Origin of the sequence: Pseudomonas sp. LBUM920, from assembly GCF_003852315.1 — a bacterium.
Classification (GTDB): domain Bacteria; phylum Pseudomonadota; class Gammaproteobacteria; order Pseudomonadales; family Pseudomonadaceae; genus Aquipseudomonas.
Map to the genome: position 1 here is coordinate 1020712 of NZ_CP027762.1, position 13923 is coordinate 1034634.

17 protein-coding genes are annotated in these 13923 nt (G+C 59.2%); 8 read left to right on the forward strand and 9 right to left on the reverse strand.

Annotated features, from left to right (window positions below; all coding sequences use genetic code 11):
- Positions 1 to 31: 31 nt before the first annotated feature.
- Both C4J83_RS04540 and tldD read left to right on the forward strand, forming a co-directional pair.
- Entirely contained in the window at positions 32 to 880 is an 849-nt protein-coding gene (locus tag C4J83_RS04540; RefSeq protein ID WP_124416441.1) for a carbon-nitrogen hydrolase family protein, read from the forward strand.
- A 16-nt stretch (positions 881 to 896) separates the two neighbouring features.
- Positions 897 to 2339, forward strand: a complete 1443-nt coding sequence (gene tldD, locus C4J83_RS04545; protein ID WP_106578669.1) for a metalloprotease TldD — start codon at positions 897 to 899, stop codon at positions 2337 to 2339.
- Positions 2340 to 2384: 45 nt separating this feature from the next.
- Here the strand turns inward: tldD and yjgA are convergent, their stop codons facing one another.
- Positions 2385 to 2906 (reverse strand): ribosome biogenesis factor YjgA, encoded by a 522-nt coding sequence (gene yjgA / locus C4J83_RS04550; RefSeq protein WP_083360139.1) that lies wholly within the window; start codon positions 2904 to 2906, stop codon positions 2385 to 2387.
- A 108-nt stretch (positions 2907 to 3014) separates the two neighbouring features.
- Between yjgA and pmbA the strand changes: the two genes are divergently transcribed.
- The 6 genes from pmbA to C4J83_RS04580 all read left to right on the forward strand — a co-directional run bounded on the left by pmbA (position 3015) and on the right by C4J83_RS04580 (position 8281).
- The gene (gene pmbA, locus C4J83_RS04555; protein ID WP_124416442.1) at positions 3015 to 4361 is read left to right on the forward strand and encodes a metalloprotease PmbA; all 1347 of its coding nucleotides are present in this window, start codon (positions 3015 to 3017) and stop codon (positions 4359 to 4361) included.
- Between the two features lie 145 nt (positions 4362 to 4506).
- Positions 4507 to 4902: a FagA protein gene (locus C4J83_RS04560; protein ID WP_119736607.1), complete on the forward strand. Its 396-nt coding sequence runs from the start codon at positions 4507 to 4509 to the stop codon at positions 4900 to 4902.
- Positions 4895 to 6271, forward strand: coding sequence for a class II fumarate hydratase (locus C4J83_RS04565; protein WP_124416443.1), 1377 nt, complete (start codon positions 4895 to 4897; stop codon positions 6269 to 6271). The genes C4J83_RS04560 and C4J83_RS04565 overlap by 8 nt, the downstream gene beginning before the upstream one ends.
- A 27-nt stretch (positions 6272 to 6298) precedes the next feature.
- Positions 6299 to 6742 (forward strand): DUF2753 family protein, encoded by a 444-nt coding sequence (locus C4J83_RS04570; protein ID WP_124416444.1) that lies wholly within the window; start codon positions 6299 to 6301, stop codon positions 6740 to 6742.
- Between the two features lies 1 nt (position 6743).
- Positions 6744 to 7355 carry a superoxide dismutase gene (locus C4J83_RS04575; RefSeq protein ID WP_119736614.1) on the forward strand — a complete coding sequence of 204 codons (612 nt, stop codon included), beginning with the start codon at positions 6744 to 6746 and terminating at the stop codon, positions 7353 to 7355.
- Between the two features lie 32 nt (positions 7356 to 7387).
- Positions 7388 to 8281, forward strand: coding sequence for a ZIP family metal transporter (locus C4J83_RS04580; RefSeq protein WP_124416445.1), 894 nt, complete (start codon positions 7388 to 7390; stop codon positions 8279 to 8281).
- Between the two features lie 97 nt (positions 8282 to 8378).
- Here the strand turns inward: C4J83_RS04580 and C4J83_RS04585 are convergent, their stop codons facing one another.
- From C4J83_RS04585 to lptC, 8 genes are all read right to left on the reverse strand, one after another.
- On the reverse strand, positions 8379 to 8651 hold the full coding sequence (locus tag C4J83_RS04585) for an HPr family phosphocarrier protein (protein ID WP_106578676.1): 273 nt from the start codon (positions 8649 to 8651) through the stop codon (positions 8379 to 8381).
- Between the two features lie 16 nt (positions 8652 to 8667).
- The gene (gene rapZ, locus C4J83_RS04590; protein WP_106578677.1) at positions 8668 to 9525 is read right to left on the reverse strand and encodes an RNase adapter RapZ; all 858 of its coding nucleotides are present in this window, start codon (positions 9523 to 9525) and stop codon (positions 8668 to 8670) included.
- Positions 9526 to 9527: 2 nt separating this feature from the next.
- Positions 9528 to 9992, reverse strand: a complete 465-nt coding sequence (gene ptsN, locus C4J83_RS04595) for a PTS IIA-like nitrogen regulatory protein PtsN (RefSeq protein WP_058419319.1) — start codon at positions 9990 to 9992, stop codon at positions 9528 to 9530.
- 9 nt (positions 9993 to 10001) lie between these two features.
- Positions 10002 to 10307: a ribosome hibernation-promoting factor, HPF/YfiA family gene (hpf, locus tag C4J83_RS04600; protein WP_106578678.1), complete on the reverse strand. Its 306-nt coding sequence runs from the start codon at positions 10305 to 10307 to the stop codon at positions 10002 to 10004.
- Positions 10308 to 10382: 75 nt separating this feature from the next.
- Entirely contained in the window at positions 10383 to 11876 is a 1494-nt protein-coding gene (locus tag C4J83_RS04605; protein ID WP_106578679.1) for an RNA polymerase factor sigma-54, read from the reverse strand.
- Between the two features lie 184 nt (positions 11877 to 12060).
- Positions 12061 to 12786, reverse strand: a complete 726-nt coding sequence (gene lptB, locus C4J83_RS04610) for an LPS export ABC transporter ATP-binding protein (RefSeq protein ID WP_016974288.1) — start codon at positions 12784 to 12786, stop codon at positions 12061 to 12063.
- Complete coding sequence (lptA, locus tag C4J83_RS04615) at positions 12786 to 13361, reverse strand: lipopolysaccharide transport periplasmic protein LptA (protein WP_106578680.1); 576 nt, start codon at positions 13359 to 13361, stop codon at positions 12786 to 12788. Before lptA ends, lptB begins: the two co-directional genes overlap by 1 nt.
- On the reverse strand, positions 13348 to 13920 hold the full coding sequence (lptC, locus tag C4J83_RS04620) for an LPS export ABC transporter periplasmic protein LptC (protein ID WP_106578681.1): 573 nt from the start codon (positions 13918 to 13920) through the stop codon (positions 13348 to 13350). Before lptC ends, lptA begins: the two co-directional genes overlap by 14 nt.
- Positions 13921 to 13923 lie beyond the last annotated feature (3 nt).

Below are 13923 nucleotides of genomic sequence, written 5' to 3' on the forward strand. Positions count from 1 at the left end.
TGGCCGCATGCCCTTTACGGAGTGTCGGCCTATGTCCTTTACGGTAATTCAAATGGTCAGCCAGAGCGATGTTCTGGCCAACCTGGCCCAGGCCAGGCGCTTGCTGGAGCAAGCGGCGGCGGGCGGCGCGAAGCTGGCGGTACTGCCGGAAAACTTCGCCGCCATGGGCCGCCGTGACGTAGCCGATCTCGGCCGCGCCGAAGCTTTGGGCGAAGGCCCGATCCTGCCGTGGTTGAAACAGACCGCTCGCGACCTCACCTTATGGATAGTGGCCGGTACTTTGCCGTTGCCGCCCAAGGACCAACCCAACGCCAAGTCCAACGCTTGCTCGCTGCTGATCGATGATCAGGGCGAAATCGTTGCCCGTTACGACAAGCTGCACTTGTTCGATGTGGATGTAGCAGATGCGCGGGGTCGTTATCGCGAATCTGACGACTATGCTTTCGGGAGCAATGTAGTGGTAGCGGACACGCCGGTGGGGCGATTGGGCCTGACGGTGTGCTACGACCTGAGGTTCCCCGAGCTGTACAGCGAATTGCGTGCGGCGGGAGCTGAATTGATTACCGCGCCCTCGGCCTTTACCGCGGTGACGGGCGCTGCACATTGGGATGTGCTGATTCGGGCGCGAGCCATTGAAACCCAGTGCTACTTGCTGGCAGCTGCTCAGGGCGGCGTACACCCAGGCCCACGGGAAACCTTTGGCCACGCAGCGATTGTCGACCCTTGGGGGCGCGTGCTGACACAACAGGATCAAGGCGAAGCGGTGTTGTTGGCCGAACGCGATAGCAGTGAACAAGCGTCGATTCGGACGCGCATGCCGGTGGTCAACCATCGGCGCTTTTTCTCGCAGGGCGCGCAGCGACCTGCTTCGGAACGATGAATTTAAGGCCAAACCTATGAGCGAGTTGTTGTCCTCAGTCAGTGAACACCTCCTGGCACCCGGTGGCGTGACCATCGAAAGCTTGCAAACCGTGCTCGGCGACCTGGCCGGGCCAGGCATCGACGCGGCGGACCTGTATTTCCAGGGGCAGATTTCCGAGTCATGGGCCCTCGAAGACGGCATCGTCAAAGAAGGCAGTTTCAACCTTGACCAGGGCGTGGGCGTGCGTGCGCAATCCGGTGAAAAGACCGGGTTTGCCTACAGTAATGCCATCACTCTTGAAGCACTGGGTCTGGCGGCACGCGCAGCGCGCTCGATTTCCCGCGCGGGCCAGAACGGCACGGTGCAGGCGTTCAGTACTCAGGACGTGGCGCAGTTGTACGCGCCGGATAACCCTCTGGAAGTGATCAGTCGTGCGGAAAAGGTCGATTTACTCAAGCGTATCGACGCCGCCACCCGTGCCCTCGACCCGCGCATACAGCAAGTGACCGTGAGCATGGCTGGTGTGTGGGAACGCATTCTGGTGGCGTCCACCGATGGTGGGCTGGCGGCGGATGTACGGCCGCTGGTACGGTTTAATGTCAGTGTGATCGTCGAGCAGAATGGTCGTCGCGAGCGCGGTGGACATGGCGGCGGCGGGCGTACCGACTACCGGTATTTCCTTTCCGATGACCGCGCCATGGGCTACGCCCGCGAGGCGCTGCGCCAGGCGCTGGTTAACCTGGAAGCCATTCCTGCACCGGCCGGTACCTTGCCGGTGGTATTGGGCTCGGGTTGGTCCGGGGTTTTGCTGCACGAAGCGGTGGGCCACGGCCTGGAGGGTGACTTCAACCGCAAGGGCAGTTCGGCCTACAGTGGGCGCATGGGCGAGATGGTCGCGTCCAAGCTGTGCACTATCGTCGACGACGGCACCTTGGCGGGTCGCCGTGGTTCGTTGAGCGTTGACGACGAAGGCACGCCGACCGAGTGCACCACGCTGATTGAAAACGGTGTGCTCAAGGGCTACATGCAGGACAAACTCAATGCGCGCCTGATGGGCGTGGCGCGCACCGGTAACGGTCGTCGCGAGTCCTACGCGCACTTGCCGATGCCACGTATGACCAACACCTACATGCTCGGTGGCGAAAGCGATCCGGCGGAAATCATCGCCTCGGTCAAACGCGGGATCTACTGCGCCAACCTCGGCGGCGGCCAGGTGGATATCACCAGCGGCAAGTTTGTGTTCTCCACCAGCGAGGCGTACCTGATCGAAGACGGCAAGATTACCGCGCCGGTCAAAGGGGCGACGTTGATTGGTAACGGGCCGGAAGCCATGAGCAAGGTGTCGATGGTCGGTAACGACCTGTCGCTGGACAGCGGCGTGGGCACGTGCGGCAAGGATGGGCAGTCGGTGCCGGTCGGCGTTGGCCAGCCAACGTTGAAGATTGATGCGATCACCGTGGGTGGCACGGGGTCGTAAGCGGTGGAGCTTCGGGTGGCGCAGAACGCCACCCGGGGAAGAGGATCAGCGCAGGCCGCGTTGAGTCTCGTCCAGCTCACGGATGTACTTGAAAATTTTACGGCTGGTGGCCGGAGCCTTGTTTTGCGCCAGTTCGTGCTGGGCCTGACGGATCAGGGAGCGCAGTTGCTGGCGGTCCGCGTCCGGGTAGTCCACCACGAATTTCTCCAGTACAGCGTCATCGCCCGAAATCAGGCGGTCACGCCAACGTTCCAGGTTATGGAAGCGTTCGTTGTACTGGCGAGTGGAGGCATCGAGTTGATCGAGCAAAGTCAAAATGGCGTCAGTGTCCTGATCGCGCATCAATTTGCCGATAAACATGATGTGCCGTTTACGCGCGATATTCGCGGTGTGCTTCGGCGCATCCGCCAGGGCCCGGCGCATTTCGTCGGTCAGTGGCAGTTTTGCAACCAAATCCGGCTTGAGCGTTGTAAGGCGCTCGCCAAGGTCAACCAGAGCATGCAGCTCGCGTTTGACCTGGGTTTTGCTTTTCTCCCCATCGAGGGAGTCGTCGTAAGAATCAACCATGGTGGCAGTCCGCAAAGAAACGCCGCCATGATAACCAGTCGGGGGCCGCTTGTCCGGCCCGGTCGCTCGATGGCCTTAACCGAAAGCAGAATTTGAGTGGAGAAAACCATGAGTGCAGCCCAAAGCGTCGGTCCGCAAGCGTTACCGGCACTGCAGGAACAAGTCGAGCAGATCCTTGCCGAAGCCAAGCGCCAGGGTGCCAGTGCCTGTGAAGTGGCCGTCTCGCTGGAGCAGGGCCTGTCGACGTCGGTGCGCCAGCGGGAAGTGGAAACTGTCGAATTCAATCGCGATCAGGGTTTTGGTATCACCTTGTATTCGGGGCAGCGCAAAGGCTCGGCGAGTACGTCGGCCAGCGGGCCGGAAGCGATACGCGAAACTGTCGCTGCTGCATTGGCGATTGCCAAGCACACGTCCGAAGATGAAAGCTCGGGCTTGGCCGACAAAGCGCTTATGGCCAAGGACTTGAAGGATTTCGACCTCTTTCACGCCTGGGACATCACGCCTGAGCAGGCTATCGAGCAAGCGCTGATCTGCGAAGCCGCGGCATTTGATGCCGATCCCCGTATCAAGAATGCTGATGGCACCACCCTGAGCACCCATCAGGGTTGCCGTGTTTACGGCAACAGCCACGGTTTTATCGGCGGTTACGCCTCCACTCGCCATAGCTTGAGCTGCGTGATGATCGCCGAAGCCGATGGCCAGATGCAGCGTGATTATTGGTACGACGTGAGCCGCCAGGGTGAATTGCTGGCGAACCCGGTCAGTATTGGTCAGCGCGCTGCACAGCGCGCGGCGAGCCGTTTGGGCGCGCGTCCTGTGCCGACATGTGAAGTGCCGGTGCTGTTCTCGGCCGAACTTGCCGGCGGCCTGTTTGGCAGCTTCCTGGGGGCGATTTCCGGTGGGAATCTGTACCGCAAGTCCTCGTTCCTCGAGGGTGCAATCGGCCAGAAGTTGTTCCCAGAGTGGCTGACCATCGATGAGCGTCCTCATCTGATGCGTGCCATGGGCAGTTCCGCCTTTGACGGTGACGGCCTGGCGACCTATGCCAAGCCGTTCGTCGAGAAGGGCGAGCTGGTCTCGTACGTGTTGGGCACTTACGCCGGTCGCAAGCTGGGTCTGCCGAGCACGGCCAACTCCGGAGGCGTGCACAACCTGTTCGTGACCCATGGCGATGAAGACCAGGCTGCGCTGCTGCGTCGCATGGGCCGCGGCCTGCTGGTGACTGAATTGATGGGCAGTGGCCTGAATATGGTGACAGGTGACTATTCCCGCGGCGCCGCCGGTTTCTGGGTGGAAAACGGCGAGATTCAGTTCGCTGTCCAGGAAGTGACTATCGCCGGCAACATGCGCGACATGTTCAAGCAGATCGTGGCCGTCGGTAACGATTTGGAGCTGCGCAGCAATATTCGCACGGGGTCGGTGTTGATCGAGCGGATGACCGTCGCCGGCAGCTAAACACTCAACGTCTCAAAAAAGGCGCGCCATCCTACAGATGGCGCGCCTTTTTTATGCTCGCGTCACGGCTGGATTCACGTGCCACCCTTGTTTTGATTCTCAATATCATTTAATAATAAATATCATTACCGAATGAGTGTGGATCATGAGTTCTGTCCTGCATGAGGATCCGTACCTGGAAAGCTGGCGCTGGATGAGTCGTCAGATTCGCTGCGGCCTCGATCCCAATGAACCTCGCCTGATCGAACATTACCTCAATGAGGGTCGATACCTGGCGTGCTGCACCGCGACCCATCCGTGGACGATCGCTGAAACCTCATTCCGTTTGTTGATCGACACCGCCAGCGATGTCGCCTTGCCCTGGCATTGGCGATCCATGTGCCTGGACCAGGCGTGGCGCCCGCTGCGTGACCTGGAAAAACTTTCTCACTGTGCCTGCCGCCTCAAGCGCTGGCAGACCTTTGCCTGGCAATTGGCGACCTGCGAATTGCTGCCCTCCCTTTCCGTTTCTGACTTGGTGCAAGGATCTTCCGATGAGTAACACCCGTATCGAACGCGACAGCATGGGCGAACTGCAAGTGCCTGCCGGGGCCTTGTATGGCGCGCAAACCCAGCGCGCGGTGAACAACTTCCCGATCAGCAACCTGCGTATGCCAGCGCAATTCATTCGCGCCCTGATTCTGGCCAAGGCCGCCGCGGCCAAGGTCAACGTCGACCTCAAACAGATCAGCGAAGGGCAAGGCAAAGCCATCGTCGATGCCGCCCAGGGTTTGCTGGAAGGTGATTACATGCCGCACTTTCCGGTGGATATCTTCCAGACCGGTTCCGGCACCAGCTCCAACATGAACGCCAACGAAGTGATCGCGACCCTCGCCAGCCGTTTGCTGGGCGAGGCGGTCAACCCCAATGACCACGTGAACTGCGGCCAAAGCAGCAACGACATCATCCCGACCACCATTCACGTCAGCGCCGCGTTGGTGCTGCACGAGCAAACGCTGCCGGCCTTGCTGCACTTGGTGCAGGTGATCGAACGCAAGGCCGAGGAGGTCCACCCGTTCATCAAAACCGGACGCACCCACTTGATGGACGCCATGCCGGTGCGTATGAGCCAAGTGCTCAACGGCTGGGCACAACAACTCAAAGCCAATATCGGTCACTTGCAGGACTTGCTGCCGAGCTTGCAAGCCCTGGCCCAGGGCGGCACGGCGGTCGGCACCGGGATCAACGCACACCCGGAATTCGCTGCGCGTTTCAGCCAGCAACTGAGCACCCTGACCGGCGTGAAATTCACACCGGGCAAGAACCTGTTCGCGTTGATTGGCTCGCAGGACTCCGCCGTGGCCGTCTCCGGCCAGTTGAAAGCCACCGCCGTTTCGCTGATGAAAATTGCCAACGACTTGCGCTGGATGAACTCCGGACCGCTCGCAGGCCTGGGAGAAATCGAACTGGAAGGCTTGCAGCCGGGCTCTTCGATCATGCCTGGCAAGGTCAATCCGGTGATCCCCGAAGCGACTGCCATGGTTGCTGCGCAAGTCATCGGCAATGACACCGTGATCACTGTTGCGGGCCAGTCCGGCAACTTTGAACTCAACGTGATGCTGCCGATCATTGCCCAAAACCTGCTCAGCAGCCTCGAACTGCTGGCTAACTCCAGCCGATTGCTGGCGGACAAGGCCATCGCCAGCTTCAGAGTCAACGAGGCCAAGCTCAAGGAAGCGCTGTCGCGCAACCCGATCCTGGTCACGGCCCTCAACCCGATCATTGGTTACCAAAAAGCCGCTGAAATTGCCAAGAAGGCCTACCAGCAAGGCCGCCCGGTAATGGATGTCGCCCTTGAGCACACCGACTTGTCACGTAGCCAACTCGAGATCCTGCTGGATCCTGAAAAGCTCACGGCCGGCGGCGTGTAATCACCGACTCTGCTTTGGAGGCTCACCATGGAGCACTGGAAACGCACGATCGAACGAGCCAATCGCTGCTTTATGCAGGGCGAATTGGTTGACGCTCGCGAGGCTTATTTGCAAGCCCTGGCCCTGGCTCAAGTGTTATTCGAGCGCTGGGCGGATGCCGACGAAGCAGTGGCGGCTTGCGTCATCTCCCACCACAACCTGGCGGACTTGCACCTGCGCCTGAACCAGCCCGAGGAAAGCGCGGAATACCTGTGCGCTATCCACCAACGCCTGTTGCAGACCATGCAGGACTCGCGCCTGAGCCCGCAATTGCGCGAGGCGGCGCTGCGCCAGAGCAGCAAGACCTACGTCGAACTGTTGAACTTCATCAGTGATCACGGCGAATACCCGCGGACCCATCGCTTGCTGGGTGGCACTGCGGCGCAACCGCAAGCGTCGACCCGCAACAGTCCCTACTACGGAGCACATTGATATGTCCTACACCTTGCCTGCCTTGCCCTACGCCTATGATGCCCTGGAGCCGCATATCGATGCGCAGACCATGGAAATCCACTACACCAAGCATCACCAGACCTACATCAACAATCTGAATGCAGCGGTAGAGGGCACCGAGTTTGCGGGCTGGCCGGTTGAAAAGCTGGTCTCCAGCGTCCAGCAACTGCCGGAAAAACTTCGCGCCGCGGTGATCAACCAAGGTGGCGGTCACGCTAACCATTCGTTGTTCTGGGCGGTGATGTCGCCCAAAGGCGGCGGCAAACCCGAGGGCGCACTAGGCACAGCGATCGAGACCCAACTGGGCGGCTTCGACAGTTTCAAGGAAGCCTTCACCAAGGCGGCCTTGACCCGATTCGGCAGCGGCTGGGCCTGGTTGAGCGTCACGCCACAAAAGACTCTGGTGGTCGAGAACAGCGGCAACCAGGACAGCCCACTGATGAACGGCAACACGCCGATCCTCGGCCTGGACGTCTGGGAGCACGCCTACTACTTGCTCTACCAGAACCGCCGCCCGGAATACATCAACGCCTTCTACAGCGTCATCAACTGGCCGGAAGTCGCCGCACGCTACCAGGCCGCCTTGGCCTGATATTCATCCAATAACAAGATCTAAGGCCGACTATGGGCACTGAAACACTGGCGATCAGCAGCGGACGAATGTTTCGCTATGCGTTTGGTTCGCTGCTGCTATTGGCAGGTACTGCATTGCTGGTGGCCCACGGGCTGGCCTGGCTGGATCTGGAACCGCGCATCCTGCGTGCCTTGCAGGGCGGGGCAATCTGCGCGCTTGGCACGGCACTGGGCGCAGTCCCGGTGCTGGTGATTCGTCGGATGCCAGTGGCGCTCAGCGATACCTTGCTGGGATTTGGCGCCGGTGTGATGTTGGCGGCGACGGCCTTTTCGCTGATCGTGCCGGGTATTGCGGCCGCTGAGGGTCTTGGGCTATCGCCTTGGGGAGCCAGTGGTTTGATCAGCTTTGGCATCATGCTCGGTGCGTTCGGGTTGTACCTGGTTGACTGCAAGGTCTCCGGCGCCAGCCCGGAAATGCTGGTGGGCACGCCGGACAAGCCGGTGATTCCACCGCGCATTTGGTTGTTCGTGTTTGCCATCATTGCCCACAACATTCCGGAGGGCATGGCCGTAGGTGTTTCCGCGGGTGGCGGCATGCCGGATGCCGACAGCCTGGCCATGGGCATCGCCCTGCAGGATGTTCCGGAAGGTCTAGTGATTGCACTGGTCTTGGCCGGGGCAGGGATGTCGCGGACCAAAGCGTTCCTGATCGGCGCTGCGTCAGGGTTGGTCGAACCGGTCTTTGCGGTGCTCTGCGCCTGGCTGGTGATCCTGGCGGAAATTTTGTTGCCGCTGGGGCTCGCGCTGGCAGCTGGGGCGATGTTGCTCGTGGTGACGCACGAAGTGATTCCCGAATCGCGCCGCAATGGTCACGAAAAGCTTGCCAGCCTGGGGCTGTGCATCGGGTTCTGTTTGATGATGGTGATGGATACTGCTCTGGGATAAACCTCAGCCCACCATCAAAAGCCAGGCTTGGCGACGGTCGCCCGGTGAAGGTAAGGCTTGAGGGCGTCCTGCCAACAAGCCGAGTGCCTAGACGCGGTTATTCGCCTTCGTCAAAGAAGTTATTGATCAGCTTTACCAGAGCGTCCATCGCTTCCTGTTCTTGCTCACCCTCAGTCTTTAAGTGAATCCTGGTGCCCTTGCCGGCAGCCAGCATCATCATGGCCATGATGCTCTTGCCGTCGACCATGGATTCGGGCGTGCGCCCAGCCCGGATCTGACAGGGGAACTGCCCGGCCACACCGACGAATTTGGCGGAAGCGCGAGCGTGCAGGCCCAGCTTGTTGATGATTTCGATTTCCAAAGCGGGCATCGCGCAGGTGTTCCTTTCAGCTAAGGTCGCGGTGGCGAACCTGGACGTTCTTGAGGGTTTGTTGCAGCACCTGGCCCAGGCGTTCAGTCAGGTAGACAGAACGATGATGGCCGCCGGTGCAGCCGATGGCGATAGTGACATAGGCACGATTACTCGCGGCAAAACGTGGCAACCATTTAAGCAGGTAGCTGGAAATGTCCTGGAACATCTCTTCGACATCCGGTTGCGCAGCCAGGTACTCGGCCACCGGCTGATCCAGCCCGGACTGATCACGCAGCTCCGGCTTCCAGTAAGGGTTGGGCAGGCAGCGAACGTCGAACACCAGGTCGGCATCGACCGGCATGCCTCGTTTGAAGCCAAACGACTCGACGAGAAATGCCGTGCCAGGCTCTGGTTGATTCAGCAGGCGTAGCTTGATGGCGTCGCGCAGCTGATACAAGTTCAGGCCGGTGGTATTGATCTTGAGATCGGCGAGGTCGATGATCGGTCCCAGCAGCGTGGTCTCGTCCTCAATGGCCTCGGCCAGCGAGCGGTGAGGGCTGCTCAGAGGATGGCGTCGACGGGTTTCAGAGAAGCGCTTGAGCAGCGTCTCTTCGTCGGCATCCAGGTACAGCACGTCGCAATTGATGTGCTTGGCCCGCACTTCTTCGAGCAATTCAGGAAATCGCGAGAGGTGGCTGGGCAGATTACGGGCATCAATTGAAACGGCAACCAACGGCTGCGCCAACTCAGTATGAATCAGCGCACGCTCGGCCAATTCCGGCAGCAGGCCGGCGGGCAGGTTGTCGATGCAATAGAAGCCGTTGTCTTCAAGGACATTGAGTGCGGTGCTTTTACCCGAGCCGGAACGGCCGCTGACGATGATCAAACGCATGATTACTGCCTGTTTTGTTCATCCAGGACAACCTGATAGAGCGCCTCGTTGCTGCTGGCACTGCGCAGTTTGTCGCGTACTTCCTTGCGGTCGAGCATGCTGGCGATCTGCCGGAGCAGCTCCAGGTGTGCATCGGTGGCGGCCTGCGGGACCAGCAGCACGAACAGCAGGTCAACCGGGGCGCCGTCGATGGCATCAAAATCGATTTTTTCTTGCAGGTGTAAAAGTGCACTTACGGGCGAAGTACAGCCTTCAAGGCGGCAGTGAGGAATGGCGATGCCGTTACCAAAACCGGTCGAGCCCAGCTTTTCACGGTCAATCAGGGCCTTGAACACAACTTGCTCATCCAACTCAGGCACTTCACGGCTGATCAGGTTAGCGATGTGTTCGAGGGCTTTCTTCTTGCTGCCGCCCGGCGCGTTCACGAGTGAACGGCCGGGGGTCAGGATGGTTTCAAGTTGGATCATGGGGGAGAGTTAACGACCTGTACCTTGCATCAGGTGCAGATACTTTTCCTTATGCTTTATGAGTTGGCGGTCCAGCTTGTCGTAGAGCGAGTCAATCGCTGCGTACATGTCTTCATGCTCCGCATTGGCGACTAGCTTCGCATTCGGTACGTGCAGGGTGGCCTCGATTTTTTGCTTGAGCTTGTCGACCTCCATGATGACCTGCACGTTGGTGATCTTGTCAAAATGCCCCGCAAGCTTGTTCAGCTTGCTCTCGGTGTACTCACGCAGGGGCTTGGTAACTTCCAGTTGGTGTCCACTGATGTTGACTTGCATACAGCTTCTCCTTCGTTGCCAGTGCATAAAGCGGCGGGTAGGAATACCCGCCACTGGAACGCTATGGCCCGCCCGTCACATCAAACGCTTACGCTCGCTGGAAGGCGCGATCCCGAGGGACTCGCGGTACTTGGCGACGGTTCGACGGGCGACCTGAATGCCTTGTGCCTCCAGTAAACCAGCGATCTTGCTGTCACTCAACGGCTTTTTCTGATTTTCCGCAGCAACCAGTTTTTTGATGATCGCGCGGATCGCCGTGGACGAGCATTCGCCGCCTTCGGAGGTGCTGACATGGCTGGAGAAAAAGTATTTCAACTCATAAATACCCCGTGGGGTATGCATGAACTTCTGCGTGGTCACCCGGGAAATCGTTGATTCGTGCATGCCTACCGCCTCGGCGATGTCATGCAGCACCAACGGTTTCATTGCCTCGTCGCCATATTCCAGGAAGCCGCGCTGGTGCTCGACGATCTGGGTGGCCACTTTCATCAGGGTTTCGTTGCGGCTTTGCAGGCTCTTGATGAACCAGCGCGCTTCCTGCAACTGGTTGCGCATGAAGGTGTTGTCGGCACTGGTGTCGGCGCGGCGCACAAAGCCTGCGTATTGTGGGTTGACGCGCAAACGTGGCACCGATTCCTGGTTAAGCTCCACCAGCCAGCGTTCGTTGTCCTTGCGCACGATCACGTCGGGAACGACGTATTCGGCTTCGCTGGACTCGATTTGCGAGCCGGGGCGCGGATTGAGGCTCTGTACCAGCTCGATGACCTGGCGCAGGTCGTCTTCCTTGAGCTTCATGCGGCGCATCAACTGGCTGTAGTCGCGGCTGCCCAGCAGGTCGATGTAGTCGGTGACCAGGCGCTGGGCCTCGGCGAGCCAAGGTGTCTTGGCGGGCAGTTGACGCAATTGCAGCAGCAGGCACTCGCTGAGGGTGCGGGCGCCAATGCCGGCGGGCTCAAACTGTTGAATGCGGTGAAGGACGGCTTCGATTTCGTCCAGCTCGATGTCCAGTTCCGGGTCGAAGGCCTCGAGAATTTCATCAAGGGTTTCGTCCAGGTAGCCCTGGTTATTAATGCAGTCGATCAGGGTGACAGCGATCAGGCGATCGGTGTCGGACATCGGCGCGAGGTTAAGTTGCCACAGCAAATGGCTTTGCAGGCTTTCGCCAGCGGACGTGCGGGTGGTGAAATCCCATTCGTCATCGTCATTGCTGGGCAGGCTGCTGGCGCTGGTCTGGTAAACGTCTTCCCACGCGGTATCCACGGGGAGGTCGTTGGGAATGCGTTCGTTCCATTCGCCTTCCTCAAGGTTATCCACCGTTGGGGCGGTTTCCTGGTAGGAGGGTTCCTGCACGTCGGAGTTGGGTTTTTGCTCGATGTTGTCGGCCAGCGGGTCTGCATTATCGAAGTCGTCGCCTTCTTCCTGGCGTTCGAGCATCGGATTGGACTCCAGGGCCTCCTGGATTTCCTGTTGCAGGTCCAGGGTCGACAATTGGAGCAGGCGGATGGCCTGTTGCAGCTGCGGTGTCATCGTCAGCTGCTGGCCCATTCTCAGGACTAGCGATGGTTTCATGGCAGGGGCTTAACACCTTATTCGCCGGCGCAATGCGCCATCCACGACAGGGCGCGTGAGCGCCAAACATAAGCAAATTATATGCCTGATGTCGGGGGCTTTGCCTAGAGCGCGGTAACAATAAAAAAACGAGGTTTTTATTGACTCCCGCGCGCCTTGGCGAACAGCCGTGACACCACGATGCTTACAGGCGGAACTCGTGGCCCAGGTACACTTCCTTGACCAGTTCGTTAGCCAGGATGGTGGCGGAATCGCCTTCGGCGATCAGCTGGCCATCGTTGACGATATAAGCCGTCTCACAGATATCGAGGGTTTCACGGACGTTGTGGTCAGTGATCAATACGCCGATGCCCTTGGCTTTGAGGTGATGGATGATCTGTTTGATGTCGCCGACCGAGATCGGGTCAACGCCGGCAAACGGTTCGTCCAGCAGGATGAACTTCGGCGCGGTTGCCAGTGCACGTGCGATTTCCACGCGACGGCGCTCACCACCGGACAGGCTCATGCCAAGGTTGTCGCGAATGTGGTTGATGTGGAATTCCTGAAGCAGGCTTTCCAGCTCCTTGCGGCGGCCGTCACGGTCGAGTTCCTTGCGGGTCTCGAGGATCGCCATGATGTTGTCCGACACCGACAGTTTGCGAAAGATCGACGCCTCCTGGGGGAGATAGCCGATACCTGCGCGTGCACGACCGTGCATTGGCTGGTGGCTCACGTCGAGGTCGTCGATCAATACACGGCCCTGATCCGCCTGGACCAGCCCGACGATCATATAGAAGCATGTGGTTTTGCCGGCACCGTTAGGGCCGAGCAGGCCGACGATCTGGCCACTGTCGATCGACAGGCTGACGTCGCGCACGACCTGACGGCTTTTGTAAGCCTTGGCCAGATGCTGGGCTTTGAGGGTTGCCATTAGTTCGCCTTCTTCGCAGCGGGTTTAGCCGCAGGCTGAGCGGCAGCGTCTTTCTGCTTGGGCTGGATAACCATGTCGATACGCGGTTTCGGCGTGCCGATCTTCGCGCCGGTGGCACGACCAGCCTGAGCGATCTGCTTCACGGTGTCATAGGTGATTTTCTCACCGTCCGTGGTATTGCCGTCGCTGCTCACAACCCTGGCCTGATCGATCAGGATGATACGGTTCTGCTGGGCGTGATACTGGATGGTCTTACCGTAGCCCTTCATCGGAGCAGGATCTGCAGCAGCCTGCCTCTGTTCGAAATAGGCCAGGTTACCCACCGAAGTCACCACGTCGATGTCACCCGCAGGCGTACGCGTGAGCGTCACCGTGTTGCCGGTAATCTTCATCGAACCTTGGGTGATGATCACGGCGCCGGTATAGGTTGCAACGCCTTGCTTGTCATCCAGCTGTGCATCGTCAGCCTGAATGTGGATCGGTTGCTGGCTATCGTTCGGCAGAGCCCAGGCGCTCACGCTTCCCAGTGCTGCGCCCAGACCGAGCAAAATAGGGAGGGTTTTAACGAGCCTCATACTGTCCTCTTACGTTCGATAGCAGGTGTATCCTGCTTTCTTTCAAATACGCTTTCATTCCCTTGCCAGTCGATACACCGCCAGCGCCGTCGATTCTAACGTCTTGCTCGGTCTGCGCATATTGCTGTTGTGGGAAAACGGTCATGCGACTGCTGGTAATAATAGTGTCGCGGTTCTTATCGTCAGTACGTGCAACACGTACCGAGTCGATCAGTTCTACCTGAGTGCCGTCCGGGTTGACTTCGCCATGCTTGCTGGTGACATGCCAAGGGAACTCAGTGCCGCGGTACAAGTTCATGTCCGGGTTGGTCAGCAACGTGACATCGGACGACTTCAAGTGCTCGACTTTGTCCGAGTTCATCTCGTATTGAAGCTTGCCATCCGGCAGGAACTGCACGCTGTAGGCATTGATGGCGTAATAGTCGATAGCGCCTTCGTCAACCTGCGCGCCAGACCTGTCGAGAAAGCGTTCGGGGCTGATATTCCAGTAGCCTACCGCCAGAAACAGCGCGGCGATGACCCCGAACAGCAGGAAATTGCGAATCTTTTTGCTCAGCATAAA

Coding starts and splice junctions, on each gene's coding strand:
- C4J83_RS04540 (WP_124416441.1), top strand. CDS start 32: ATGTCCTTTACGGTAATTCAAATGGTCAGCCAGAGCGATGTTCTGGCC.
- tldD (WP_106578669.1), top strand. CDS start 897: ATGAGCGAGTTGTTGTCCTCAGTCAGTGAACACCTCCTGGCACCCGGT.
- yjgA (WP_083360139.1), bottom strand. CDS start 2,906: ATGGTTGATTCTTACGACGACTCCCTCGATGGGGAGAAAAGCAAAACC.
- pmbA (WP_124416442.1), top strand. CDS start 3,015: ATGAGTGCAGCCCAAAGCGTCGGTCCGCAAGCGTTACCGGCACTGCAG.
- C4J83_RS04560 (WP_119736607.1), top strand. CDS start 4,507: ATGAGTTCTGTCCTGCATGAGGATCCGTACCTGGAAAGCTGGCGCTGG.
- C4J83_RS04565 (WP_124416443.1), top strand. CDS start 4,895: ATGAGTAACACCCGTATCGAACGCGACAGCATGGGCGAACTGCAAGTG.
- C4J83_RS04570 (WP_124416444.1), top strand. CDS start 6,299: ATGGAGCACTGGAAACGCACGATCGAACGAGCCAATCGCTGCTTTATG.
- C4J83_RS04575 (WP_119736614.1), top strand. CDS start 6,744: ATGTCCTACACCTTGCCTGCCTTGCCCTACGCCTATGATGCCCTGGAG.
- C4J83_RS04580 (WP_124416445.1), top strand. CDS start 7,388: ATGGGCACTGAAACACTGGCGATCAGCAGCGGACGAATGTTTCGCTAT.
- C4J83_RS04585 (WP_106578676.1), bottom strand. CDS start 8,651: ATGCCCGCTTTGGAAATCGAAATCATCAACAAGCTGGGCCTGCACGCT.
- rapZ (WP_106578677.1), bottom strand. CDS start 9,525: ATGCGTTTGATCATCGTCAGCGGCCGTTCCGGCTCGGGTAAAAGCACC.
- ptsN (WP_058419319.1), bottom strand. CDS start 9,992: ATGATCCAACTTGAAACCATCCTGACCCCCGGCCGTTCACTCGTGAAC.
- hpf (WP_106578678.1), bottom strand. CDS start 10,307: ATGCAAGTCAACATCAGTGGACACCAACTGGAAGTTACCAAGCCCCTG.
- C4J83_RS04605 (WP_106578679.1), bottom strand. CDS start 11,876: ATGAAACCATCGCTAGTCCTGAGAATGGGCCAGCAGCTGACGATGACA.
- lptB (WP_016974288.1), bottom strand. CDS start 12,786: ATGGCAACCCTCAAAGCCCAGCATCTGGCCAAGGCTTACAAAAGCCGT.
- lptA (WP_106578680.1), bottom strand. CDS start 13,361: ATGAGGCTCGTTAAAACCCTCCCTATTTTGCTCGGTCTGGGCGCAGCA.
- lptC (WP_106578681.1), bottom strand. CDS start 13,920: ATGCTGAGCAAAAAGATTCGCAATTTCCTGCTGTTCGGGGTCATCGCC.